The sequence below is a fragment of the Pseudomonas umsongensis genome (assembly GCF_002236105.1).
Taxonomy (GTDB): domain Bacteria; phylum Pseudomonadota; class Gammaproteobacteria; order Pseudomonadales; family Pseudomonadaceae; genus Aquipseudomonas; species Aquipseudomonas umsongensis.
This window is the reverse complement of the sequence record NZ_NIWU01000003.1, coordinates 670217-695366: the sequence shown is the minus strand read 5'-3', so window position 1 is coordinate 695366 and position 25150 is coordinate 670217. Positions and strand designations below refer to the sequence as shown.

Here is a 25150-nt window from a genome sequence, read left to right as displayed (position 1 = left end):
ATGACCCGTTACGCTCTGATCACTGGCGCTTCCAGCGGCATCGGCCTGGCGATGGCTGAAGCGCTGGCCCGGCGCGGCCGCAGCCTGATTCTGGTGGCTCGACAGCGTGATCAGCTGGAAAGCATTGCGATTGAACTGACCCAACGTTTTGGCGTGGAAGTGTTGTTCCGTGCCTGCGATCTGGGCGAGCCACTGCGCCTGTCGGGCTTCCTGCTGGAACTGGAGGAAGGTGACCGGCAAATCGACCTGCTGGTCAACTGCGCCGGCATTGGCACTTGCGGCCCGTTCCTGGCTCAAGACTGGATGACCGAACAGGATTTGATTGAAGTGAACATTCTGGCACTCACTCGCCTGTGCCATGCCATCGGTAACAGCATGGCGTTACAGGGTGGCGGTCAAATTCTGAACGTCGCTTCGGTCGCGGCGTTCCAGCCCGGGCCGTGGATGAGCACTTACTACGCGAGCAAGGCCTATGTACTGCACTTTTCCGAAGCCCTGCGCGTCGAGCTGAAAAAATGCGCGGTCAAGGTCTCGGTGCTCTGCCCCGGCCCGACTCGCACGGCGTTTTTCCGCACCGCGCAACTGAACGACGACAAACTGTCCAACAGTAAAATGCTGATGAGTCCGGAGGAAGTCGCGCTCTATACCGTGCGAGCCCTGGAGAAAAATCGCGCAATCATTATTCCGGGGCGACGCAACCGCTGGTTCGCCACCCTGCCCCGGTTCGGCTCGCGCTGGCTGATCAGGACGATCACCGGCATGGTCATCAAGGCTCACTGCCCGCGCTGAAGGTAAAACACTGGGCGGGTACACCCGGCATGGGTACACTCGGGCCAGCCCAAACAACGGAGAAAACAGCTGTGGATACTCTGTTCACCAAGATCATCAACCGGGAAATCCCGGCGAAGATCATTTACGAGGACGACCAGGTCCTGGCCTTCCACGATATCGCCCCGCAGGCACCAGTGCACTTCCTGGTGGTTCCGAAGAAGCCGGTACGTACCCTGAACGACCTGACCGAGGACGACAAGGCCCTGGCTGGACACATCCTGTTCACCGCCCAGCGCCTGGCCCTGGAACTGGGTTGCGAAAAAGGTTTCCGAGTTGTCATGAACTGCAATGAAGAAGGTGGGCAGACTGTCTATCACATTCATATGCACGTACTGGGGCAGCGCCAGATGCACTGGCCGCCGGGCTGATTCATAACGCCCTTGTAGGAGCCGGGCTTGCCGGCGATGGCGATCTCGATGACGCCATCGCCGGCAAGCCAGGCTCCTACAAGGGCGAGCCTGCGTCGTAATGACCCAACGCAAACCTTCCCCGGCCGATTGGGTTAAACTGGCCGCCGAGATTCCTCCGGAGGTCAGCATGACTACCCAACGTCACTACTCGCCAATTGATCGCCTTCTGCTGCAAGCCGATGCCGCGATGCGGACCCTGCTGCCCTTCAGCGGCCAGCCCTACCGTCCGTCGCCGGCCATTGTACAGCCCGATGCGAAATTGAGCGATGAAGACACTCGCCACGTTGCCGGGCTGATGCGCATCAACCATACCGGTGAAGTCTGCGCCCAAGCGCTGTACCAAGGGCAGGCCCTGACTGCCAAGCTGCCGCAAGTGCGCATCGCGATGGAGCACGCCGCCGAAGAAGAAGTCGACCATTTGGCGTGGTGTGAGCAACGCATCCATCAATTGGGTAGCCACACCAGCATTCTCAATCCGCTGTTTTATGGAATGTCATTTGGGATAGGCGCTGTTGCAGGCCTGATCAGCGACAAAGTCAGCCTGGGTTTTGTCGCAGCGACAGAAGATCAGGTGTGCAAGCACTTGAATGAACACCTGGAGCAACTGCCGGCCGAGGATGAAAAATCCCGGGCGATTCTCGAGCAGATGCGCATCGATGAAGAACAGCATGCCGAAAGCGCACTGGAGGCTGGCGGCTTTCGCTTTCCGGCACCGGTAAAGTTCGGGATGAGCTTGATGGCCAAGGTCATGACCAAGAGTACTTATCGGATCTGACCGGCTACACCGGAAACAAAAAAGGCGACGGCCCTGAGGCAGTCGCCTTTTTTTGATCTCGATTCAACCCAGCTCGATGATCTCGTAGTCGTGGGTGATCTCTACACCTGCCGCACCGAGCATGATCGAAGCCGAGCAATACTTTTCAGCGGACAGTTCGATAGCCCGCTTGACCTGCGCTTCCTTCAGGCCACGCCCCTTGACCACAAAATGCATGTGGATCTTGGTGAAAACCTTCGGATCTTCAGTCGCACGCTCAGCTTCAAGGAACGCCTCGCAGCTCTCGACCGCCTGACGGGACTTCTTGAGGATGCTGACCACATCGAAATTGCTGCAACCGCCGACACCCAGCAGGAGCATTTCCATCGGCCGGACACCCAGGTTACGGCCGCCGGCATCGGGCGGACCGTCCATGACCACGACATGACCGCTGCCGGATTCGCCGAGGAACATGGCTTCGCCAGCCCATTGGATGCGTGCCTTCATCGCCAAGACTCCACTGTCTAAAAAAGGGTCGCCAGCTTAGCACAGGCCCCTTGGTTGACAGTGATTGGCGTCCTAGGACATAACCATCAGCGCTGTAGGTAAAATCTCGAATATTGCAAGAAGTGTCTGGTAAGCTGGCGCCAATTCGCTGGCGCTTGGCCAGCTGAGCCGCAATGTCCGCAATTCATAAAAACCCAACACACCGTGCAGTCTTTTCGGGATACAACCATGGTTGCTATTGCCCCCACCCTCAAGATGAAAAACCTCGACAAGCTGTTGATGCATTGCCAGCGCCGTCGCTATCAGGCCAAGAGCAACATCATTTGCGCCGGTGACCGCTCGGAGACGCTGTTCTTCATCATCAAGGGTTCGGTCACCATCCTGATCGAAGACGACGACGGTCGGGAAATGATCATCGCCTACCTGAACGCCGGGGATTTTTTCGGTGAGTTGGGTCTGTTTGAGCAGGCCGGCCACGAACAGGAACGCAGTGCCTGGGTGCGGGCCAAGGTCGAATGCGAAGTGGCAGAAATCAGCTACGCGAAATTCCGCGAATTGTCTCAGCAGGATCCGGACATTCTTTACGTACTAAGCGGACAGATCGCACAACGCCTGCGCAACACCACCCGCAAGGTCGGTGACCTGGCGTTTTTCGACGTCACCGGTCGCGTCGCCCGCTGCCTGCTTGAACTGTGCAAGCAGCCAGATGCCATGACCCATCCCGATGGCATGCAGATCAAGGTGACCCGTCAGGAAATCGGACGGATCGTTGGCTGCTCCCGGGAGATGGTCGGACGTGTGCTCAAGGATCTGGAGGAGCGCAACCTGGTGGATGTCAAAGGCAAGACCATGGTGGTCTTCGGTACGCGCTGAGCACGTAAATCTAGCCGTTGAACATGTGCCCAAGCATTCGACGGTAGAGTTCATCAAGACGTTCCAGCGCATCCGGCGCGGTGAACTTCTCATGCAAGGCGATGTGGCTTTCTGCCCGCACCCGTTGCTCCAGACCGCAGGCCTCATTAAAGCGATTGACCGCCGCGACCATCGATTCGCGCTCGTTATCCAGCAACATCGCACCATGAACCAGCCCTACTGGACGCTGACCACCTTGGCTCTGGCGCCAGCGCTGGGCAGTACCAACCATCTTGCGCCCATCCAGATTGACGTTGAAGCGGCCATCACAGAAGGCACCGTCGATTTCGCCCAGGGACGAAGTGCCCCCCAGCTCATCCAGCAACTGGCAGATCGGATCACATAGACGCCGGTAGCCGGTCTCGATACGGTTCAGATCCCCTTCGCTACGCGGTGGCGCGTAAACCAGAGCGATGTTGAGGGTTGTCGCTGATTGCGGAACGGGTTCACCACCGGTATCGCGCAACAGCACCGGCCAGCCTGCAGCGGCGGAGACTTCGCAGGCGTGTTCGAAACCTGGCAAGCGATTCAAGCGGCGCGGCATTACCAATGCCTGGTCGCTGGGCTGCCAGAACAGCAGCCCAAATTCCGCGTCGCCAGCACAGACCGAGGCCAGCAGATCCTGCTCGGCCTGAAGGCCGCCTTCGATGGTCAGAGAAACAGGTGAGGTCACAAGGTACTCCGTAAGACAAAAAGTCTGTGGTGTTTCTTATGCCGCTATCGCGAGCAGGCTCGCTCCCACAGTTGATTGTGGTTACCCTCAAACCCTGTAGGAGCAAGCTTGCTCGCGATGCTTTTCAGTCGAGAGTCGAACCGCTGACAGGAATGCCGCGCTCAGGGAAGAACAGTCGTTGCAGTTCAGTGCCCGGATTTTCGGCGCGCATGAACGCCTCGCCAACCAGGAACGCGTAGACATCGCTGATTTCCATCAACTCGACATCGGCGCGATTGAGGATGCCGCTTTCAGTGATCACCAGACGATCTCGCGGGATACGCGGCAACAGGTCGAGGGTAGTTTCCAGGCTAACCTCGAAGGTGTGCAGGTTGCGGTTGTTGATGCCGACCAGCGGCGTGTCGAGGGTTTTCAAGGCCCGCTCCAGCTCATCGCCATCGTGGACTTCCACCAGCACATCAAGGTTGACGCTTTTGGCCACGGCCGCCAGCTCGGCCATTTTCACGTCGTCCAGCGCGGAGACGATCAACAGCACGCAGTCGGCGCCAAGGGCACGGGCTTCGACGATCTGGTACGGATCGATCATGAAGTCCTTGCGAATGACCGGCAGTGTGCACGCCGCGCGGGCCTGCTGCAGGTACAGGTCAGCGCCCTGGAAATAATCAATATCGGTAAGCACCGACAGACAGGTCGCGCCGCCCTTCTCGTAGCTCTTGGCAATATCGGCAGGAACGAAGTTCTCGCGGATCACGCCTTTGCTCGGCGAAGCCTTCTTGATTTCAGCAATGACTGCAGGCTCTTTCAGCTTGGCCTGAGCCAGCAAAGCCTTGGCAAAACCACGGGGCGCATCGGCCGCCTTGGCCAGACTTTCCAGCTCGGCGAGGCTGACGCGAGCGCTACGCTCGACAACTTCCTCGGCTTTGCGCGCCAGAATGTTTTCCAAAACCGTCGGTACACTCATCCCTCATTCTCCACTTTGAATACCGCGGTAAACGCACCCAGTTCCTCGAGTTTTTCCCGAGCAAGGCCGGTGTGCAGCGCATCGTGCGCCAAGGCAACGCCTTCTTTCAGGCTGCTGGCATGGTCAGCCGCGTACAGCGCGGCACCAGCATTGAGCATGATCATCTCGGCAGCTTTCTGACCGTTTTCGGTCTTTCGCTTGCCCAGGGCGTCGCGAATCAGCTCCAGGGAGGCCGCCGGGCTTTCCACCGCCAGGCCATGCAGGCTCTGGCTTTTCATGCCCAGGTCTTCCGGTTCGACCCAATATTCAGTGATCTGATCGTTTTTCAGTTCCGCGACAAAGGTCGGTGCTGCCAGGCTGAATTCGTCCAGACCATCCTTCGAATGCACCACCAGCACATGTTTGCTGCCCAAACGCTGCAACACTTCAGCAAGCGGCCGGCACAACGCCTGGGTGAATACACCCACTACCTGATGTTTCACACCGGCCGGATTCGTAAGCGGGCCAAGCATGTTGAACAGAGTGCGCAAGCCAAGCTCCTTGCGCGGGCCGGCGGCATATTTCATGGCACTGTGATGAGTCTGGGCAAACATGAAGCCGATGCCGACGTTATCGATGCAGCGCGCCACCTGGACCGGGGTCAGGTTCAGGTAGATGCCGGCTGCCTCCAGCAAATCGGCACTGCCGCTTTTACCCGAGACCGCGCGGTTGCCGTGCTTGGCCACCGTGCAACCGGCCGCCGCGACCACAAAGGATGACGCAGTCGACACGTTGAAGATGTTGGCACCGTCACCGCCAGTACCGACCACATCGACCACGCCGTCGAGGGTCTTGAGTTCGACCGTGTCTGCCAGTTCACGCATGACCGACACCGCGCCGACGATTTCGTCGATGCTTTCGCTCTTCATGCGCATGGCCATCATGAACGCGCCGATCTGCGCGTCCGTGCATTGCCCGGTCATGATTTCGCGCATCACGTCGCGCATTTCATCGGTGCTGAGGTCGAGCTGTTCGACGATACGGCCCAGGGCTGTCTTGATGTTCATGAAAGGTCCTTAGCGCGTGCCGCCGGTTTGTTTGAGGAAGTTAGCGAACAACTCGTGTCCCTGTTCGGTAAGAATCGACTCAGGGTGGAACTGCACGCCTTCGATGTTCAGGGTCTTGTGGCGCAGGCCCATGATCTCGTCGACCGAACCATCTTCCAGTTGGGTCCAGGCGGTCAGCTCGAGGCAATCAGGCAGGGTTTCGCGCTTGACGATCAATGAATGATAGCGGGTAACCGTCAGCGGCATGTTCAGGCCTTCGAAGACACCTTTGTCTTCATGGAACACCGGGCTGGTCTTGCCGTGCATGACCTGGCGCGCGCGAACCACATCGCCACCAAAGGCCTGGCCGATGGACTGATGGCCCAGGCAGACACCGAGGATCGGCAGTTTGCCGGCGAAATGCTTGATCACATCAATCGAGACGCCGGCTTCAGTTGGAGTGCAAGGACCGGGAGAAACGACGATGCGCTCAGGATTGAGGGCTTCGATTTCGGCGACGGTAAGTTCATCGTTGCGCACGACTTTGACCTGGGAGCCCAGCTCACCAAGGTATTGCACAACGTTGTAGGTAAAAGAGTCGTAGTTATCGATCATCAGCAACATGGCGTTAAGAACCTCTTGAATTCACTGACTTGATTCAGCCTTCGAATGATTTACCCGCAGCGTCCTGCACTTTGGCGGACGCTGGATTCGCGCAGCAAAGCGGTGTGTCTGACGGGTAAAGAAGGCAAAGCGGTAAAGATCCGGTCGGGCCGGCAGAAGGATTCAGGCGCGCCAACGCCAGCGGGCGTGTGCCTTGATGACTTGATCCAGGAGTTTGCTGACGATCAACACGGGGAAGGTCTCATTTATACGTCTTGGCACAGTAACTTAGCTGGGCAGAGCGTGCAATATGGGGCGATCGAAGCAAGTGAAACATTCGGCAAGTTCGCGCCGAATGGCATGAGGCTCTATAGTTTTTTGGCACTGTCGTTTACCCCACTAAAACAAGAAACAAACGGACTTGCTCATGATCAGACAGACGCTGTTTGCACCGCTTGCCGGTTGCTTGCTCGCCTTGGCTTACGCTCAGGCGATTGCGGCGCCCAATCCTTACTCCAACTTCATCGTCTTCGGTGACAGCCTCAACGATGCGGGGCAGTTTACCGACGCGGGCGGCCCTCCCGGTTCGACTCTGCGCTTCACCAACCGGGTAGGGCCGACTTATCAGGACGGCAGTGGCGAAGTCTATTCCGCCAACTCAACCCAGTTGCTCGGGGGCAGGCTTGGCTTCTCAGCGGACCAGACTGCCGCTTCGACTTCAGCCGCACGCGCCGTCCAGGGCCTGCCAGACGGTAACAACTGGGCCGTCGGCGGCTACCGCACCGACCAGATCCTCGATTCAATCACCACGTTATCCGCCACCGGCGAACGTGCACGAGCGGGCTATTTGCCGACCAACAACTTCCGCGCCGATCCGAACGCGCTGTATTACCTCTCCGGCGGCGGTAACGACTTTCTTCAGGGACGTGTGCAAAGTGGCGCCCAGGCGAATGCCGCGGCGGACCGACTGGCCAACAGCGTTCAGGTTCTGCAAACAGCCGGCGCCCGCTACATCATGGTCTGGCTGTTGCCTGACCTGGGCTTGACCCCTGCCATCAATGGCAGCCCTCTGCAGGGACCGACCTCGCAACTGAGCGCGGCCTTCAACCGGCAACTGGTCACTCGACTGGCGGGCATCGATGCCGAAATCATCCCGCTGAACATTCCACTGTTGCTGCAGGAAACCTTCGCCGATCCCGCGCGATTCGGTTTTGCCACCGGGCAGAACCTGACCGCGACTTGCTTCAGCGGCGACGGCTGCACCGAAAACGCCGCCTTTGGCATCAACAGCGCCACCCCCGACCCCAGCAAGCTGGTTTATAACGACGGGGTTCATCCGACCGAAGCCGGGCAAAAGCTGGTGTCCGACTACGCCTATTCCTTACTCGCTGCACCCTGGGAACTGACGCTGCTGCCGGAAATGGCCCACGCCACGCTACGCGCGCATCAGGATGAACTGCGCAGCCAATGGCAATCCGACTGGGAAAGCTGGCAGGCGGTCGGCCAATGGCGGGCCATTGTGGCCGGGGGCGGCCAGCACCTCGATGTGGACCATCAAAGCAGCGGCGCCGATGCCGATGGCAACGGCTACAGCTTGAACATTGGCGGCAGCTATCGCCTCAATGAAGCCTGGCGAGTAGGTGTGGCGGCAGGCTTCTATCGTCAGAATCTGGAGGCAGGCAATAACGATTCGGACTACAAGCTCAACAGCTACCTGGCCACGGCATTCGCCCAATTCCAGCAGAACCGGTGGTGGGCCGATGCCGCATTGACCGGCGGCAAGCTGGATTACGACAATCTCAAACGCAAATTTGATCTAGGCGCGGGTGAGGGTGCGGAGAAAGGCGACACCGATGGCTATCTCTGGGCATTCAGCACACGCCTGGGCTATGACATTGCGCAGCCGGGCAGTGAATGGCACCTGTCGCCGTTCATCAGTGCCGATTACGCCAAAGTGGAAGTCGACGGTTATTCGGAAAATACCAGTCGCTCCACGGCGCTGACCTTTGATGATCAGAAACGCGATTCGAAACGTCTCGGTGCCGGGCTTCAGGGTAAGTATCAGATCACCTCGCAGACCCAGGTGTTTGGCGAATATGCCTACGAGCGTGAGTATGAAGATGACGTACAGAAGGTGAACATCGCCCTCAATAGCTTGCCGTCACTCGATTTCACGCTTGCTGGCTATACACCGCAGAGCCACTTGAACCGCGTGAGCCTGGGGATCAGCCACAAGTTGACGGCCGATCTTGCGCTGCGTGGCGGGTATACGTTGCGCAAGGATGATGACTTTACCCAGCAAGGGATTTCCGTTGGGGTTGCGCTGGACTTCTGATCAAGCAAACAGCCAACATAAAAAACGCGGCGCCTTTACGGGCGCCGCGTTTTTTTTATGCTGGTGAAGCCATTGTGGGAGCGAGCCTGCTCGCGATAGCGGTGGATCAGGCTAAATCAAAGTTGGCTGTGCCGGCTCCTTCGCGAGCAGGCTCGCTCCCACATTGTTAGTGGCGAATTCAGGCGTCCGGGGTTTGTTCCGCCAGGGCCACTGCACGGAACATCGCGCGGCGTTTATTCAGGGTTTCTTCCCATTCCAGCGCCGGCACCGAGTCGGCAACGATGCCGCCACCGGCCTGCACATGCAGCTCGCCGTTCTTGATCACCGCCGTACGGATCGCAATGGCGGTGTCCATGTTGCCGTTCCAGGCGAAGTAGCCGACGGCGCCGCCGTAGACACCGCGCTTGACCGGTTCCAATTCGTCGATGATTTCCATCGCACGGATCTTCGGTGCGCCAGACAAGGTGCCCGCCGGCAGAATCGCCCGCAGTGCGTCCATCGCCGTCAGGCCGGCCTTCAGTTGGCCGGTGACGTTGGACACGATGTGCATCACGTTGGAGTAACGCTCGATGACCATTTTCTCGGTGAGTTTCACCGAACCGATTTCCGATACGCGACCCGTGTCGTTACGACCGAGGTCGATCAGCATCAGGTGCTCGGCAATTTCCTTGTCGTCCGACAGCAGGTCCTTTTCCAGTGCCACATCGGCCTCTTCGTTGGCCCCGCGTGGACGGGTGCCGGCGATCGGGCGCACGGTGATCAGATTGTCTTCGACCCGCACCAGCACTTCTGGCGAACTGCCGACGACATGGAAGTCGCCGAAGTTGAAGAAGTACATGTAAGGCGTCGGGTTGAAGCAGCGCAGCGCTCGGTAAAGATCGATGGGGGCTGCCTTGAAGTCGATCGACATGCGCTGGGACGGCACGACCTGCATGCAGTCACCGGCCAGGATGTATTCCTTGATGGTGTCGACGGCTTTTTCGTAATCGTTCTGGGTGAAACTGGAACGGAACACCGGATCGGCTGACTGCTGCTTGCTGAAGTCCAGGCCACGGCGCGGGGTAATTGGCTGGCGGAGTTTTTCCAGCAACTCTTCCAGGCGCGTGCGGCCTTGCTCGAAGGCGTCTTCCTGGGCCGGATCGGCCAGGACGATTGCATGCATCTTGCCGGCGAGGTTATCGAACACCACCACCGCGTCGGACACCATCAGCAGAATGTCCGGCACGCCCAACGGGTCCGGGTTCGGGCATTTGCCCAGACGCTTTTCCACATAACGCACGCAGTCATAACCGAAGTAGCCCACCAGGCCGCCGTTGAAGCGCGGCAAACCGGCAATCGTCGGCACGTTGTAACGGGCCTTGAAGGTTTCGACGAAGGCCAGTGGGTCTTCTACACCGTGGCTTTCAGTCTCGACACCGTCGATGGTCACGCTGACGTGATGGTCGTGCACCCGCAGCACGGTGCGGCACGGCAGGCCGATGATCGAGTAACGACCCCACTTCTCGCCACCCTGCACGGACTCCAGCAAATAGGAGTTGGGCTCGTCGGCCAGTTTCAGGTAGATCGATAGCGGCGTATCGAAGTCGGCCAGGGTTTCGCAAGCAAGCGGGATGCGGTTATAGCCGGCAGCGGCCAAACGCAGGAATTCTTCGCGGATCATGAGGTGCCTCGTGGCTTGAGGATCAAACAGTCAGGTATGCAAACGCGCCGGACAACCGGCAAGGATCAGTCAGGCGCGCCAACGCCAGCGGGCCAGGGCCTTGATGACTTTCATCCAGAGTTTGCGAGTGACCACCACGATGGCGTTTCCAGAAGGGGGTTGGACAGCGTCGGCCAACGTTATCTCAGCGGCCGGGTCCAGGCAACCGCGAATTAGCTTGCGCAGGTCGTCGATCACCAGTGCCGGTGACTCTTCGGCAATCGGCCGGCCGTGGTTGTAGCCGTAGCTCAAGGCCACGCACTTGACCCCCGCCGCTTTCGCCGCCTGTACATCACTGCGCGAGTCGCCGACGAACAAGGATTGCGAGGCCGGGATATTGGCCATCTTCATTACGAAAAACAGCGCAGCCGGGTCGGGTTTTTTCTGTGGCAGGGTGTCGCCGCCAATGATCCACTTGAAATATCGGCCGATTTTCATCTGATCCAGCAGCGGCGCGACGAAGCGCTCCGGCTTGTTGGTAATCAGCGCCATCTCGACGCCCTGCTTTTGCAGCCATTTAAGGGTATCGCGCACACCGGGGTAGACCACGGTCAACCCATGGCTATCGGCATACGCCTGCATGAAAATCTCCAGCGCGCTGTCAGCCTCGGCGTCATCGACCTTCGAGTGGTCGATACCGCCGGCCAGGGCACGGCGCACCAGCACCGGCGCGCCATTACCCACCCATTCACGCACCGCTTCGATACCGGCCGGTGCTCGACCGAGCTTGAGCAGCATCTTGTCCACCGCCACCGCCAGGTCCGGGACCGAGTCGACCAAGGTGCCATCCAGGTCGAACATCACCAGTCGAGGCAGGGTTCCGGGAAACAGCTGCTCAAAGCCACTCATGGGCGGGCCAGCGCCAGTTCGGAACGCATTTTTTCAATCACTTCCTGGTAGTTCGGTGCATTGAAGATCGCCGAACCAGCAACGAAGGTATCAGCACCTGCCGCAGCGATTTCACGAATGTTGTTCACGTTGACGCCACCGTCGATTTCCAGGCGAATGTCACGACCCGACGCGTCGATCAGCGCCCGCGCCTCACGCAGCTTGTCGAGGGTGCCAGGGATGAACTTTTGCCCGCCAAAGCCCGGGTTGACGCTCATCAGCAGGATCATGTCGACCTTGTCCATCACGTACTTGAGCACGTCCAGCGGCGTTGCCGGGTTGAACACCAGGCCCGACTTGCAACCGCCCTCACGGATCAGTTGCAGGGAGCGGTCGATGTGCTGGGTAGCCTCCGGGTGGAAGGTGATGTAGGTCGCGCCGGCTTCGATGAAGTCACCGACGATGCGGTCCACCGGGCTGACCATCAGGTGCGCGTCGATCGGCGCGGTCACGCCGTACTTGCGCAGCGCCGAGCAGACCATCGGGCCGATGGTCAGGTTCGGCACGTAGTGGTTGTCCATGACATCGAAGTGCACGAAGTCGGCGCCGGCGGCCAGGACGTTGTCCACTTCTTCGCCCAGGCGGGCGAAGTCGGCGGAAAGAATCGACGGAGCAATTACGAAGGGCTGCATGACGCACCTTTTCTGAGCAGAATCACGATGGCGCGCATTGTATACCTCATGCTTTGGCCCGCGCACCGAAAGCGCGATGATCAGTAGGCCGCCCGGTAGATTTTCTCGATATCGACAGCACTCAACCGGCGCGGATTGTTGCGCATCAGGCGCTCGATCCCCGCTGCCTCCACGGCCATCGCCGCAATCGCATCCTCGGGAACCCCGACACTGCGCAGGCCTTGGGGGATTTCCACCGCCGCGCACAACGCGGTCATGGCCTCTACAGCTTTGTCGGCCGCTTCATTGGCGCTCAGATGAGCCGTCCTCACCCCCATGGCTTCGGCGATATCCTGCATGCGTTCAATGCAGGCCATCTTGTTCCAGGTCATGACATGGGACAGCAGCAAGGCATTGCTCACGCCATGGGCGATATTGAAGCGCCCTCCCAAGGGATACGCCAGCGCATGCACCGCACCCACCCCGGCATTACCGAATGCCATGCCCGCCATCAGGCTCGCGGTGGCCATGTCTTCACGGGCCTGCAGGTTGGACGGGTTGGCGTAGACCTTGGGCAGCGCCTTGGCGATCAGTTTTATGGCGCCGATGGCCAGGGCGTCGGTAATCGGCGAGGCATTGACCGACAGATAGGATTCGATGGCATGCACCAGCGCATCGACGCCGCTGGCCGCCGTGACCCCGCGCGGACAAGTCAGCGTCATCTGCGGGCTTACCAATGCCACGTCCGGCAACAAGTAATCGCTGACGATGCCTTTCTTCAACTGCGCGACCTTGTCGGAAAGGATCGCCACGTTGGTGACTTCCGAACCGGTGCCGGCCGTGGTGGGGATGGCGATCAGTGGCGGGCCTTTGCGTGGCACCTGGTCAACCCCGAACAAATCTTCGAGGGCGCCGTGGTAACCGGCGTAGACCGCCACGCTTTTAGCGATGTCGATGGCACTCCCACCGCCCAGGCCAATCAAGCCGTCATGCCCCCCATCGCGATAAACGCGCATGCAGTCTTCGACGATGGCGATTTCCGGGTCCGGCAACACCCGGTCAAAAATCTCATAAGTGCGCCCCCCAAGCTGGGCCAGCGCCAGCTCTACCGTGCCGGACTTGACCAAGGCAGCGTCGGTGACGATCAGCGGGTGGTCGATGTCCAGGCGCATCAGCTCGACGGACAACTGCTCGATGGCCGCTGCGCCGGTGATCAGTTTGTGGGCGATCTTGAAGGAGGAAAGACTCATGTGCGCAGCCTCTTATGGATGTGGGAGCTGGGCACAAGAGTAGCTGGGGTTTGAGGGTTGGCTGATATTCAGGTAGTGAATGAACCATGCTCGCGAATCAGCACAAAAACAACGGTGGGAGCGAGCCTGCTCGCGAAGACGGCTGAGTGCTCGACATTTGAGTCGACTGACACTCCGCTTTCGCGAGCAGGCTCGCTCCCACAGTGGATCGGTGTGAAGTTTTAGACCTGCGCAGTACGCAGTTTCTCGCTGCGCCCACGCAGCCACTCCAGGGTCAGGAGCAGGATCACCGAGAAGGCGATCAGCAGCGTCGCGGCGGCGGCGATGGTCGGGCTGAGGTTTTCGCGGATGCCGCTGAACATCTGCCGTGGCAAAGTCGCTTGCTCGGGGCCGGCGAGGAACAGCGTCACCACCACCTCATCGAAGGAAGTGGCGAAGGCAAACAAAGCACCGGAAATCACCCCGGGCGCAATCAACGGCAAAGTCACCCGACGGAACGCCGTCAGCGGCGAAGCGCCGAGGCTGGCCGCCGCGCGCACCAGGTTCTGGTTAAACCCTTGCAAAGTCGCCGACACGGTGATGATCACGAACGGCACGCCCAACACCGCATGCACCACAATCAGCGAAAAGAAGCTGTTGCCCAGGCCCAACGGCGCAAAGAACAGATAGCTGGCCACACCAATGATCACCACGGGCACCACCATCGGCGAAATGACCAGCGCCATCACCAGCGGTTTACCGGGGAAGTCGCCACGGGTCAGGCCGATGGCCGCCAGCGTACCGAACACCATGGCCAGCACCGTAGCGGCCGGCGCGACGATGATGCTGTTCTTCAGGGCGCGCATCCATTCCGCCGAGGCGAAAAAGTCGTGATACCACTGCAGCGAGAAGCCTTGCAGCGGGTACACCAGGAAACTGCCGGAGTTGAACGACAGCGGGATGATCACCAGCACCGGCAGGATCAGGAACAACAGAATCAAGCCGCAGAGAATCCGCAAGCTGTAGAACCACACCCGCTCGATGGGCGACATATAAGGACTCAGCATTTCATTCTCCCCTTAGCTCAGGCGCAGGCGACTGGCGCCCACCAGCCAGCTGTAAATCAGATAAAGCACCACGGTCGCCAGGAGCAACAGGCCACCGAGTGCGGTCGCCATGCCCCAGTTGATGCTGGTGTTGGTGTAGAAGGCGACGAAGTAGCTGACCATCTGATCGTTCGGGCTGCCCAGCAACGCCGGGGTGATGTAGTAGCCGATGGCGAGGATGAACACCAACAGGCAACCGGCGCCGACACCGGCATAGGTTTGCGGGAAGTACACCCGCCAGAAGCTGGCGAATGGATGGCACCCCAGGGAAATCGCCGCACGCATGTAGGTCGGCGAGATGCCTTTCATCACGCTGTAGATCGGCAGGATCATGAACGGCAGCAGGATGTGCACCATCGAGATGTAGACACCGACGCGGTTGAACACCAGCTCCAGCGGCTTATCAATGATGCCCATGGCCATCAGGCCGCTGTTGATCAAGCCACCCGATTGCAGCAATACGATCCACGCGGCAACCCGAACCAGGATCGAGGTCCAGAACGGTAGCAGCACCAGAATCATCAGCAGGTTGCTCTGGCGCGATGGCAGGTTCGCCAACAGGTAAGCCAGGGGATACGCGAGTACCAGGCAGATCACGGTGATGATCAGGCCCATCCAGAAAGTTCGGGCAAAGATGTCGAGGTAGATCGCCTGGTCCGGGGTGGCCGGGGCGATTTCGCCGAGGTCGTCGATGCGGTGATCGACCGCGGCCAGCAGATAGTACGGCGTAATGTTGCTGGTATTGCGGCGTACGGCTTGCCAGTAGGCCGGGTCACCCCAGCGCTCGTCGAGACCTTCCAGCGCTTCTTTATAAGAGGCCGGTTCACCGGCGAACGGCAAGGCGCGGGCGGTTTTGGTCAGCAGGCTACGATAGCCGGCCAACTCCATGTTCAAGCGCTTGGACAAATCGCCCAGGGTCTGATTCTTGCGCGCTTCGGCGAGGTCTTCGCTGGCCGCCTTGTAGACCGGTTCGGCAGGCAGGCCTCGGCCGTCCCAACTGGCGATGGCCGCCACGGTGCGCGGCATGCCACCGACCACTTCCGGGTTACCCACGCTTTTGTAGAGCAGCGCCACGATTGGCACCAGGAACACCAGCAACAGGAACAGCACCAGCGGCGCGATCAACGCCTGGGCCTTCCAGCGGTTGACCCGCTCGGCGTGCTTGAGCCGCTGCTTCAAGGTGGGGTCAGTGCCCGCGTTCACGGGAACGGCGATAGCCATGGCGTACTCCGGAAATCTTTGGATGGGCGGCATCAAACAGCGCGATGCCGCATTACATCAATGTTCTTGAACCATTCACTGGCCCCTGTAGGAGCTGGCGCAGCCTGCGATCTTTTGGCGGCTTAGAGACCGCTGAAGATCAAAAGATCGCAGCCTTCGGCAGCTCCTACAGCATAAGCCCGCGCTGCGGTCTTACTTCGCAGCCCAGGAATTGAAGCGCTGTTCCAGTTGCTCGCCGTTGTCAGCCCAGAAGCTGACGTCGATCTGTACCTGGTTGGCGATGTTTTCCGGGGTGGTCGGCATGTCCTTCAGGACATCCTTGGCCAGCAACGGTACGGCCTGGGTATTGGCTGGGCCGTAGGCGATGTTTTCCGAGTAGGTCTTCTGCTGCTGTGGTTGTACCGAGAAGGCGATGAATTTCTTCGCCGCTTCTGCACGCTTGGCATCCAGACCTTTTGGAATGGCCCATGCGTCGAAGTCGTAGATTCCGCCGTTCCACACCACTTTCAGGTTGCTTTCTTTCTGCACGGCGGCGATGCGGCCGTTGTAGGCCGAGCTCATGACCACGTCACCGGAAGCGAGGTATTGCGGCGGTTGTGCGCCAGCTTCCCACCACTGGATGTTGGGCTTGAGTTCGTCGAGTTTCTTGAACGCGCGATCCTGTCCATCTTTACCGGCCAGCACTTTATAGACGTCTTTTGGCGCAACGCCGTCAGCCATCAGTGCGAACTCCAGGGTGTACTTGGCGCCTTTACGCAGGCCTCGCTTGCCTGGGAATTGCTTGGTGTCCCAGAAATCCGCCCAGCTGGTCGGCGCGGTTTTCAGCTTGTCGGCGTTGTAGGCCAACACGGTCGACCACACGAAGAAGCCTACGCCGCATGGCTGGATAGCGCCTTTGACGTAGTCCTCGGTCTTGCCGAACAGGGCCGGGTCGAGTTGCTCGAACATGTCTTCGTCGCAACCACGGGACAGTTCTGGTGATTCGACTTCTACCAGATCCCAGGACACGCTCTTGGTGTCGACCATGGCCTTGACCTTGGCCATCTCACCGTTGTATTCGCCCGCCACGATCTTGCCGTTGCCTGCCGCTTCCCACGGTGCGTAGAAGGCTTTGACCTGCGCCGCCTTGTTCGCCCCGCCAAAGGACACCACGGTCAGGTCCGGGCCAGCTGCCATTGCGCTTGCTGCCCCCATCATGCCCAGTGCCAGAGCGGTGAATTTCAGGGATCTCAACATTTATTGTTCTCTCCACGTGCAGGGTTTGTGTTGTTGAAGCCGGGGCGATCAGTTCGCCTCTAGAATGGGATCGAGCGCGCGAACGTGTTCGACCTGCCAGCCAAGCGGAACCACGTCACCGACCGCGAGCGCAGGATCGAGCTCGGCAATCGGTTGTTTCACGAAGAAGTCGGTCTTGCCACAGACCTCCAGGCGAACCCGGACGTGGTCGCCCAGATAGATGAATTCCGCTACCCGTCCCGAGAAGCGGTTGATGCAAGACTCGCTGGAGCCATTGAGACTCACGCGTTCCGGGCGAATGGACAAGGTCACCGGTTCACCGGTCTTGCCGACGTTCACCGCCAGGGCTTCAACTTTTTCACCACGGCCCAGTTCGACCACGCAACGGTCGCCGGTCTGGCTGTGCAGACGGCCGTTAAGACGGTTGTTTTCGCCAATGAAGTTGGCGACGAAGGTGTTTTTCGGCTCTTCATACAACGTACGTGGAGGCGCGATCTGCTGGATCTCGCCCTGATGGAAAACGGCCACACGGTCGGACATGGTCAGGGCTTCGCCCTGGTCGTGGGTCACGTAGACCACGGTCACACCCAGACGCTGGTGCAGGTGCTTGATTTCCATCTGCATGTGTTCGCGCAACTGTTTATCCAGTGCGCCGAGGGGTTCGTCCATCAGCACCAGTTGCGGCTCGAACACCAGTGCGCGGGCCAGCGCCACGCGCTGCTGCTGGCCACCGGACAGTTGTGCCGGATAACGCTGGGCAAAGGCATCGAGCTGCACCATGCTCAGGACTTTCTTGACCTTATCGCTGACGTCGCTTTTGTTCAGCCCGCGCACAGTCAGAGGGAACGCCAGGTTCTCGGCAACCGTCATGTGCGGGAACAACGCATAGTTCTGGAAGACCATGCCGATGTCACGCTTGTGCGGCGGCACGTTGTTGATGGCGCGTCCGGCCAGCAGGATCTCACCTGCTGTCGGAGTTTCGAAACCGGCGAGCATCATCAGGCTGGTGGTTTTGCCGGAGCCTGAGGGGCCGAGCAAGGTGAGGAATTCGCCTTTGCGAATGTCCAGGTTGAGGTCCTTGACGATCAGGTTCTCGCCATCGTAGCTCTTCTGCACTCCACGAAAGCTGACCAGAACATCATTGGCCCCTGCGCTTGAATCGACCTGGCTCATACCCACACCTTTGTTGTTGATGACTGCTGTGGACTAAGCCTAGTGGACGCTGGGACCTGCGCAAATCGGGGGGCAAGAGAGAATCGCCTCAGCCATATGGAAGGCTGGGGGTAGGGATTGCCCTACAAGGATGGCGCGCTTTGGCAAGCGCAGCGGCGAGCGGTGAGCTGCACGCCGCAAGAACGAGCAATAGCGGTTGATCAGGCATGTCGCAAATGGACATGGCGACGCGCGCAGGGGGTGGGGGTGTTTTTCAGAGGAGCTTGTGTTCCATCGCGTACTTCACCAGCTCCGCCAGCGAGGTGATATTGAGTTTCTGCATCAACCGCGCCTTGTGGGTACTGATGGTTTTGCTACTCAACGCCAGTTGCTGGGCAATGTCGTTGACGTTGGCGCCCTGGGCCAGGCGTTCGAACACCGAAAACTCACGCTCCGAGAGCAGTGAGTGCAGCGGCCGCGAATCGGTCAGGCCGACTTCGAAGACCATTCGGTCGGCCAGGTCCGGATCGATATAGCGCCCTCCCGCTGCCACCCGGCGGATGGCCGTCAGCAACAGCGCCGGATCACTGTCCTTGGTGGCATAGCCTGCCGCACCGACTTTCAAGGCCCGTGCCGCCATTTGTGCCTCGTCATGCATCGACAACACCAGGATCACCGGCGGATTGTTCAAGGCACGGATCCGCGGGATCGCCTCAAGGCCGTTGACACCCGGCATGGAGATATCCAGCAGCACCACTTCGCAGGGCACATGCCGCAAGGTTTCGAGCAGCTGTTCGCCATTGCTCGCCTCCCCCACCACCAGCAGGTCCTTGGCCAGGCCGATCAATTGCTTGATGCCTTCGCGGACAATGGTGTGGTCTTCGGCAACCAGTACACGGATCACTTACGTCTCCTTATCCAAGGGTACTCGCACAGTCAGGGTCGTGCCCTCACCCGGCTCACTCTCAAGGGACAGTTGCCCGCCCATGATCAACACCCGCTCGCGCATGCCGACCAACCCAAAGGATGTTGGCCTGCCGCTTTCGGCGACAAATCCTACGCCATCATCGCTGACGGTCAGGCACAACTCGTCGCCTTCAAGAGTAAGTGTCAGTTCGACAGTATGCGCCTGGGCGTGGCGCATGACATTGGTCAGCGCTTCCTGAAGTATACGAAACAGGCCGATGGCCTTGGCATCACTGAGCACGGGCAAGTTTTCCGGCACCTGTACCAGGCACGGAATCTGCGTACGCGCCTCGAACCGGCGTGCCTGCCATTCGATGGCCGAGGCTATCCCGGCATCGAGGATCGGTGGCCGCAACGCCGTCGCCACATCGCGTACCAGCTGGAACAGCTGTGCGATCAAACGCTTCATGCTGTTCAGGCGCTCGTTCAATCCGGGGTCGAGTTGCGCATAAGCCAGCTCGCACATGGACGTTTCCAGCTTGAGCACCGTCAACATCTGGCCCAATTCGTCGTGAACTTCCCGGGCAATGCGCGCCTTCTCCTCTTCGCGCACGCTTTCAAGGTGCGCCGACAATTCGCGCAGTTGCTCACGCGAGCTCGCCAGTTCCAGTTCGATGCGCTTGCTCTCGCTGATGTCCCAGACAATGCCATCCCAAACGTAGGCGCCGCCCTCGAGTCGACGGGTTATCGCCTTGATTTCCGCCCAGCGTTGTTCCCCCTGACGCGTAAGGATCCGCCCTTGCCAGGACCAGTCGCTGTCAGTGTCCAGCGCACGATCCTGGGTCTGGTGATAGCTGGCCTTGTCGTCCGGATGCACCAGGCTGCGCAGGCCTTTGTCACGATGGGCCAGGGTCGCTGGCGAGTAACCCACCAGGCTCTCGCTGCCCTCACTGATGTAGGCAAAGTCGATCTGGCCGGTCACCGGCGCCCGTTCCAGGCGAAAGACCAGGCCCGGCACATTCGCCGCGATCCCTTGCAAGCGTGCTTCACTTTCCTGCAACGCCGCCAGGGCGCGACGACGTTCAGTGACATCGGTCAGGTAGACCACCAGGTACTCGCCATCGCGAAAGCGCAAAAAACTCAGGGAGACATCGGCCGGCAGGATGCTGCCATCGGCCCGCAGGCAATTGGATTCAAAACTTTGCGGCGCGTCGTCGCTGGCCCTGGCGCGCTTCCACAGGTTCAACCAGCGATCCATGTGCAGTTCGGGTTCGAACTCGATCAATGGCCGGTCGATAATCCCTCCGGGCGGATAGCCCAGCATGGTTTCGGCAGCGCGGTTGGCGTAGCGCACGTGGCTGTCCCAATTCACCCAGAGAATGCCGACGGTACTCTGGTCGATGGAAAACTGCGTGAGCCGCAGGGCCTCTTCACTGGCGGCACGCAGGGCAATGTCTGCCTGCGCCGCCGCCAGTCGTTGCTCCAGACTGTGCTGCTGGCGTCGTTGCCAGAACACGATGGCCATGGCGCTGAGCGCCAGTACCAACAGCAGCAGGCAGAGGTTTTGCCAGAATCCCGGGGATTCGGTGAGCCGCGGGTACTTGGGTTGCAGCCACTGGTTGTGCAGCGCCTCCAGGTCCTTCGCCGGGATCGCCCGCAGCGCGCTTTCGACAATGCCGGCCAGCTCCGGCAGGTCGCGACGCGTGGCCACCCGCAGCAGCTGTGGCAAGCCGATATCACCGACCACCACCAGCCCGGAGAACTCAGGTTCAACGGACAGGCGCCCCAATTGTGCCTCGTCGACCACCGCGTAGGCGGCTTGCTGGCTTAGCAACAGTTGCAAGGCCTGGCGTTCGGCCGGTACACCCTGCAGGTTCAAATGCGGATAGTTTCCACGCAGGTAGTCGGCGGTGGCACTGGGCATGCGCACGGCGACGCGGGTTTGGCTGTCGAGTTTTTCCAGCTCAACCGCCCCAGTTCTTTTCTGGTCGCTGACCACCAGCTGTGGCACCCGCATGTACGGATCGGAAAACTGCCAGAGGCGCAGGCCGCCAGGAGTCTGGGTCAGCCCCGGGGCGAGATCGATTTCGCCGGCGCGAGCGGCCGCCTCCAATTGCTCGAGATCGGGAAAGTTGCGCCAGCTCAGTTCGACCTTGAGCGACTTGGCCAGCCACTTCATCAGCTCGACATTGACCCCGGACAGGCGCTGCAAGCGGCGGTCGTACTGGGCGTAGGGCGCTTGCAACACCAGTCCCACCCGCAAACCGCCCTGCTGCGCCAACCACTGTTGCTGGCCTGCCGACAATGGCGCGACATGCGCCGGTGGCGCGGCCGCCGCCCAGCCCATCAAGGGCAACCACAAACAGCCGATAACCCACAGGCAGCGAAAACGCATCATCGAACTCTCACACACTGACAAAAACTGACCAACCCATTAGGCTGCCGGAATAACTTCTGGCCTGGAATATCCAATGCTCCCTGTCTACCGCCTGGCACTGCCAGCATTGTGCCTGTCGCTGGTCCTGCCATGGGCTTTTTCCGTTGAAGCAGCCGACCCGACGCCTGCCGCGGCAGAACCCCCCTCCGAAACAAAACCACTCGAACGCCAGCCGTTGCCTGAGCGTAGTCAGGAAGAAGCCATTGCACTGGAGCGAAAAATTCCGCGCCAGGAACAACAGCAATTGCAAGCAGGCTCCGATACGTTCCTGGCCCTGTGGAAGGCGGCCAATACCGCCGACCCCAAAGGTGCGGTCATTATCATTCCTGGCGCTGGCGAAACCGTTGACTGGCCGCAAGCAATCGGTCCGCTGCGCCGCCAATTACCGGATGCCCAATGGAGCAGCCTGAGTATCACCCTGCCTGATTTGCAAAGCGAAGCCATGACGCCGCGCGGGGTGCAAGCCACTCCAGCAGCCAAAGCGCCAGACGTCGGCAGCAAAGACTCGACCACCGCAGCGCCCATCGAACAGGCCGCGGGCGGCGAAGCCGAGGTGGCGGACAAGGCCGTCGCCGAAACGCCTGACGAGCAGAGCAAGGCTGACGCCGAGCGAATCTTCGCCCGCATCGACGCAGCCATCGCTTTTGCTGAACAGCAAAGTGCTCGCAGCATGGTGCTGCTGGGGCATGGTACGGGCGCCTATTGGGCTGCGCGGTATTTGAGCGAGAGGCAGACGGCGCAGGTCGAGCGCTTCGTCATGGTCGCCGCGCAGACACCGAACACAGCGGCCCCTGAACTGGACGAACTCGCGCCAACCCTCAAGCTGCCCACCGTCGACTTCTTCTATATGGACAAGCCGCTGGACCGCAACGCGGCGCTGGCCCGCCTGCAGGCCAGCAAACGCCTGAAGACTTCGGCCTTCAGCCAGGTCTCGCTCAAGGCTTTGCCAGGCAATAACAAGACACAACAGGAACAATTGGTGCGCCGGGTGCGGGGCTGGTTGAATCCGCAGAATGCGTCGAACTGATGGACTGAGTCGCCCCATTTTCGGGGCGACGCAACGCTTCGCTGCTAACGAAAGTCCCGCCGTTGACGAATCAACGTATAGGCGTTGTGCAGCTCGCGCGTCTTATCGGTGGCCTCTCGAACCTGCGACGCCGTTGCACCACTGCCGGCAATCTTGTCCGGGTGATGACGACTGAGCAGGCGTCGATAGGCGCGCTTGATCTGGGCGGGCTCACTGGTGGCAGTTACACCCAACAGCCGCAAAGCGTCCTGATAGGTTGTCACGCTGCTGACCAACGGACGATGCTGTGGCTCGTAATCGGCCGCCAACGCCCTGACCTGCCGTTCGGACCACCCCAGCCAATTACCCCACTGAAAGAGCAGCTCACGCTCGCGATTGCCCGCATGCCCATCAGCCCAAACCATCCGCCAACAAGCGCGCAAGACCCCTTCTGCCGCATAGGGTTGAGACCTTAGCCTGCGCAAATGGCCACGCAACCGGTCACTGCCCGACTTGCCACGATTGAACGCGGCAATCGCCCGGCGCTGTGCCGATTCGGACATTTCCAAGGCACGCATCTCCGCGCGAGCCTGCTGGATATGCCCCTCCACGACCCGTCCATCACACTTGGCCAGGCGTCCCAGCAACACAAACAACAACTCGTCGTTGCGCAGGACAGATCGCCCTCCGAGCTTTTCGCGCAAATGCGCCAGGCTTTGCAGGTGCAGGTGCCGATCCAGCACCTGCCCCAACAAGGCGCCAAGCATGGCTCCCGGAATGCTGGCGATGGCAAACCCCACTCCGGTTCCGATCAGCGTCCCTGGCCACAGCATGTCAGCGGCTCGCTTCGATCAGGGTTTCAGCTTCGGCCAGGCGCTCGTGAGTGCCGACATCGACCCAATGCCCCCTCAGGTGTTCGCCGCTCACTAGCCCGTCTGCCATAGCCTTGCGCAATAGCGGCGCGAGCTTGAACGCTCCTGCCGAGCAGCCATCGAACAACTGTGGATGCAGCACGGCAATACCGCTGTAGGTCAGGGTTGCGGTGTCCGGCTGTCCGTCCCGGACCTGGCCGTCGCTCAGGCTGAAGTCTCCGGCGAGATGATGGGGTGGGTTGTCGGCCAGCACCAGATGCGCCAGCCCGGTAATGGGTTGATGCAGCACGCTGAAGTCGTAGTCGGTCCAGATGTCACCGTTGACCACCAGGAAAGCTTCGTCACCCAACAAAGGCAAGGCGCGGAAGATTCCGCCACCAGTCTCCAGGGGTTCACCTTCGGCCGAGTAGCGAATGCTCACGCCGTAGCGCGAGCCATCGCCCAGATAGTCTTCGATCTGCTGGCCCAGCCAGGCATGATTGATCACGATCTCGGTAAAACCTGCCGCCGCCAGGGCTCGCAGGTGATACTCGATCAGCGGCACGCCACCGGCGCGCACCAGCGGCTTGGGCGTGGTCAGGGTCAAGGGACGCATGCGCTCGCCCTTGCCTGCCGCCAGAATCATCGCCTTCATGCGGTCACTCCGGCACGCAGGCTGGCCAGCAATACATCCAGCCCAGCCAGTTCAGGACGACGCGCAATCACTGCATCTATATAGGCAAAGAAGCGTGGTACATCGCCCAGGTAGCGCGGTTTGCCGTCGCGGTGGCAAATGCGGGCGAAGATACCGATCACTTTCAAGTGACGCTGCACGCCCATCAGGTCGCTGGCGCGCAGGAAGTCTTCGAAGTCTGGCTGCACCGGAATGTCCAGCGCAGCCGCTTGCTGCCAGTAATTTTCCAGCCAGCCGCGCACGCGCTCCTCGGGCCAACTGAGGAAGGCATCCTTGAACAGGCAGGTTACGTCATAGGTGACAGGACCATAGACGGCGTCCTGGAAATCCAACACGCCCGGGTTGGGTTCGCTGAGCATCAGGTTGCGTGGCATGTAGTCGCGATGAACCAGGACCTTCGGCTGGGCCAGGGCACTGTCGATCAACAGATCGCTGACCTGCTGCCAGAGCACTTGCTGCGCCGCATCGAACTCGACGCCCAACTCATGCTTGACGTACCACTCGGGAAACAATTGCAGCTCGCGTCGCAACAGCGCCACGTCGTAACTCGGCAATGGCGCAACCATCGGCAATTGCTGGAACGCCAGTAGCGCTTGCAGGGCATCGTTGAACAAATTGTCGGCGTTTTCGCTGTCGATCACGTCCAGGTAGGTCTGGTTGCCCAGGTCATTGAGCAAAAGAAATCCGCGCTCAAGGTCTTCGGCGTAGATTTTCGGCACATTTATCCCGGATTTCGCCAGCAGAAAAGCGATATCCACGAAAGGCTTGCAGTTTTCCTGGGGCGGAGGTGCGTCCATCACGATCAAGCTTTGACCTGCACCCTCCCACCGAAAATAGCGCCGAAAACTCGCGTCGCTACTTGCCGCAGTCAACGTGGCCGGGGGTACGGCACCCCATCCATGTTGTGCAAAAAGAATTGCCAATTGCTCATCGAGCCAAACTTTCAGGTGTTGCAAACGTATATCTTGGTCAGGCATTGCAAGGGTCTCCGACGGCGCTAGCCGTCAAGCGGGTCATGCTTTATTATCCAGCATCTTTTTCAGACCATCGAGAGGCGTGCGGCCCACACCGCGGGCAGATGGCACGCAGGAAGCCCGGACTAT

24 protein-coding genes are annotated in these 25150 nt (G+C 60.0%); 6 read left to right on the top strand and 18 right to left on the bottom strand.

The annotated features are described in order from the left end of the window. From PSUM_RS19800 to coq7, 3 genes are all read left to right on the top strand, one after another. Complete coding sequence (locus PSUM_RS19800; RefSeq protein ID WP_033038784.1) at nucleotides 1-789, top strand: SDR family NAD(P)-dependent oxidoreductase; 789 nt, start codon at nucleotides 1-3, stop codon at nucleotides 787-789. A 71-nt stretch (nucleotides 790-860) separates the two neighbouring features. Beyond that, nucleotides 861-1199 (top strand): histidine triad nucleotide-binding protein, encoded by a 339-nt coding sequence (locus PSUM_RS19795; RefSeq protein ID WP_007986008.1) that lies wholly within the window; start codon nucleotides 861-863, stop codon nucleotides 1197-1199. Nucleotides 1200-1368: 169 nt separating this feature from the next. Next, nucleotides 1369-2016: a 2-polyprenyl-3-methyl-6-methoxy-1,4-benzoquinone monooxygenase gene (coq7, locus tag PSUM_RS19790; RefSeq protein ID WP_008061601.1), complete on the top strand. Its 648-nt coding sequence runs from the start codon at nucleotides 1369-1371 to the stop codon at nucleotides 2014-2016. A gap of 63 nt (nucleotides 2017-2079) precedes the next feature. Here coq7 and PSUM_RS19785 read toward each other — a convergent pair whose 3' ends face one another. Next, nucleotides 2080-2502, bottom strand: coding sequence for an OsmC family protein (locus PSUM_RS19785; protein WP_008061600.1), 423 nt, complete (start codon nucleotides 2500-2502; stop codon nucleotides 2080-2082). A gap of 228 nt (nucleotides 2503-2730) precedes the next feature. On the opposite strand from PSUM_RS19785, the gene crp reads away from it, so the two are divergent. Next, nucleotides 2731-3375, top strand: coding sequence for a cAMP-activated global transcriptional regulator CRP (gene crp / locus PSUM_RS19780; RefSeq protein ID WP_020798789.1), 645 nt, complete (start codon nucleotides 2731-2733; stop codon nucleotides 3373-3375). Nucleotides 3376-3385: 10 nt separating this feature from the next. Here crp and PSUM_RS19775 read toward each other — a convergent pair whose 3' ends face one another. From PSUM_RS19775 to PSUM_RS19760, 4 genes are all read right to left on the bottom strand, one after another. Beyond that, a complete protein-coding gene (locus PSUM_RS19775) occupies nucleotides 3386-4087 on the bottom strand; it encodes a lipoate--protein ligase family protein (RefSeq protein WP_020798790.1) in 702 nt (233 codons plus the stop codon). A 124-nt stretch (nucleotides 4088-4211) separates the two neighbouring features. After that, nucleotides 4212-5048 (bottom strand): indole-3-glycerol phosphate synthase TrpC, encoded by an 837-nt coding sequence (trpC, locus tag PSUM_RS19770; RefSeq protein WP_020798791.1) that lies wholly within the window; start codon nucleotides 5046-5048, stop codon nucleotides 4212-4214. Beyond that, nucleotides 5045-6094: an anthranilate phosphoribosyltransferase gene (trpD, locus tag PSUM_RS19765; protein WP_020798792.1), complete on the bottom strand. Its 1050-nt coding sequence runs from the start codon at nucleotides 6092-6094 to the stop codon at nucleotides 5045-5047. Before trpD ends, trpC begins: the two co-directional genes overlap by 4 nt. A gap of 9 nt (nucleotides 6095-6103) precedes the next feature. Further along, the gene (locus tag PSUM_RS19760; protein WP_020798793.1) at nucleotides 6104-6697 is read right to left on the bottom strand and encodes an aminodeoxychorismate/anthranilate synthase component II; all 594 of its coding nucleotides are present in this window, start codon (nucleotides 6695-6697) and stop codon (nucleotides 6104-6106) included. Nucleotides 6698-7103: 406 nt separating this feature from the next. On the opposite strand from PSUM_RS19760, the gene estP reads away from it, so the two are divergent. Further along, a complete protein-coding gene (gene estP, locus PSUM_RS19755; RefSeq protein ID WP_083349808.1) occupies nucleotides 7104-9011 on the top strand; it encodes an esterase EstP in 1908 nt (635 codons plus the stop codon). 178 nt (nucleotides 9012-9189) lie between these two features. Here the strand turns inward: estP and trpE are convergent, their stop codons facing one another. The 10 genes from trpE to PSUM_RS19705 all read right to left on the bottom strand — a co-directional run bounded on the left by trpE (nucleotide 9190) and on the right by PSUM_RS19705 (nucleotide 21457). Then, nucleotides 9190-10671: an anthranilate synthase component I gene (trpE, locus tag PSUM_RS19750; RefSeq protein WP_083349809.1), complete on the bottom strand. Its 1482-nt coding sequence runs from the start codon at nucleotides 10669-10671 to the stop codon at nucleotides 9190-9192. A 69-nt stretch (nucleotides 10672-10740) separates the two neighbouring features. Beyond that, nucleotides 10741-11559 (bottom strand): phosphoglycolate phosphatase, encoded by an 819-nt coding sequence (locus PSUM_RS19745; RefSeq protein ID WP_033044298.1) that lies wholly within the window; start codon nucleotides 11557-11559, stop codon nucleotides 10741-10743. Beyond that, nucleotides 11556-12230, bottom strand: coding sequence for a ribulose-phosphate 3-epimerase (rpe, locus tag PSUM_RS19740; RefSeq protein WP_033044299.1), 675 nt, complete (start codon nucleotides 12228-12230; stop codon nucleotides 11556-11558). Before rpe ends, PSUM_RS19745 begins: the two co-directional genes overlap by 4 nt. Nucleotides 12231-12310: 80 nt before the next feature. Further along, entirely contained in the window at nucleotides 12311-13459 is a 1149-nt protein-coding gene (locus PSUM_RS19735) for an iron-containing alcohol dehydrogenase (RefSeq protein ID WP_083349810.1), read from the bottom strand. Between the two features lie 221 nt (nucleotides 13460-13680). After that, a complete protein-coding gene (locus PSUM_RS19730; RefSeq protein WP_008061581.1) occupies nucleotides 13681-14505 on the bottom strand; it encodes an ABC transporter permease in 825 nt (274 codons plus the stop codon). Nucleotides 14506-14517: 12 nt separating this feature from the next. Next, nucleotides 14518-15765 carry an ABC transporter permease gene (locus PSUM_RS19725; protein ID WP_020798799.1) on the bottom strand — a complete coding sequence of 416 codons (1248 nt, stop codon included), beginning with the start codon at nucleotides 15763-15765 and terminating at the stop codon, nucleotides 14518-14520. Nucleotides 15766-15957: 192 nt separating this feature from the next. After that, on the bottom strand, nucleotides 15958-17001 hold the full coding sequence (locus PSUM_RS19720; RefSeq protein ID WP_020798800.1) for an ABC transporter substrate-binding protein: 1044 nt from the start codon (nucleotides 16999-17001) through the stop codon (nucleotides 15958-15960). Between the two features lie 48 nt (nucleotides 17002-17049). Then, on the bottom strand, nucleotides 17050-18174 hold the full coding sequence (locus tag PSUM_RS19715) for an ABC transporter ATP-binding protein (protein WP_008061578.1): 1125 nt from the start codon (nucleotides 18172-18174) through the stop codon (nucleotides 17050-17052). 253 nt (nucleotides 18175-18427) lie between these two features. Further along, nucleotides 18428-19057 carry a response regulator gene (locus tag PSUM_RS19710; RefSeq protein WP_020798801.1) on the bottom strand — a complete coding sequence of 210 codons (630 nt, stop codon included), beginning with the start codon at nucleotides 19055-19057 and terminating at the stop codon, nucleotides 18428-18430. After that, on the bottom strand, nucleotides 19058-21457 hold the full coding sequence (locus PSUM_RS19705; protein ID WP_020798802.1) for a PAS domain-containing sensor histidine kinase: 2400 nt from the start codon (nucleotides 21455-21457) through the stop codon (nucleotides 19058-19060). It lies immediately after the preceding gene. 73 nt (nucleotides 21458-21530) lie between these two features. On the opposite strand from PSUM_RS19705, the gene PSUM_RS19700 reads away from it, so the two are divergent. Next, a complete protein-coding gene (locus PSUM_RS19700) occupies nucleotides 21531-22523 on the top strand; it encodes an alpha/beta hydrolase family protein (RefSeq protein ID WP_083349811.1) in 993 nt (330 codons plus the stop codon). A 44-nt stretch (nucleotides 22524-22567) separates the two neighbouring features. On the opposite strand, the gene PSUM_RS19695 is transcribed toward PSUM_RS19700, so the two are convergent. The 3 genes from PSUM_RS19695 to PSUM_RS19685 are packed head-to-tail and all read right to left on the bottom strand — an operon-like array spanning nucleotide 22568 to nucleotide 25024. Further along, nucleotides 22568-23335, bottom strand: a complete 768-nt coding sequence (locus PSUM_RS19695; RefSeq protein ID WP_020798804.1) for a TerB family tellurite resistance protein — start codon at nucleotides 23333-23335, stop codon at nucleotides 22568-22570. A gap of 1 nt (nucleotide 23336) precedes the next feature. Further along, on the bottom strand, nucleotides 23337-24008 hold the full coding sequence (gene murU, locus PSUM_RS19690; RefSeq protein WP_020798805.1) for an N-acetylmuramate alpha-1-phosphate uridylyltransferase MurU: 672 nt from the start codon (nucleotides 24006-24008) through the stop codon (nucleotides 23337-23339). Further along, nucleotides 24005-25024, bottom strand: a complete 1020-nt coding sequence (locus tag PSUM_RS19685) for an aminoglycoside phosphotransferase family protein (protein WP_033045299.1) — start codon at nucleotides 25022-25024, stop codon at nucleotides 24005-24007. The genes murU and PSUM_RS19685 overlap by 4 nt, the downstream gene beginning before the upstream one ends. Nucleotides 25025-25150 lie beyond the last annotated feature (126 nt).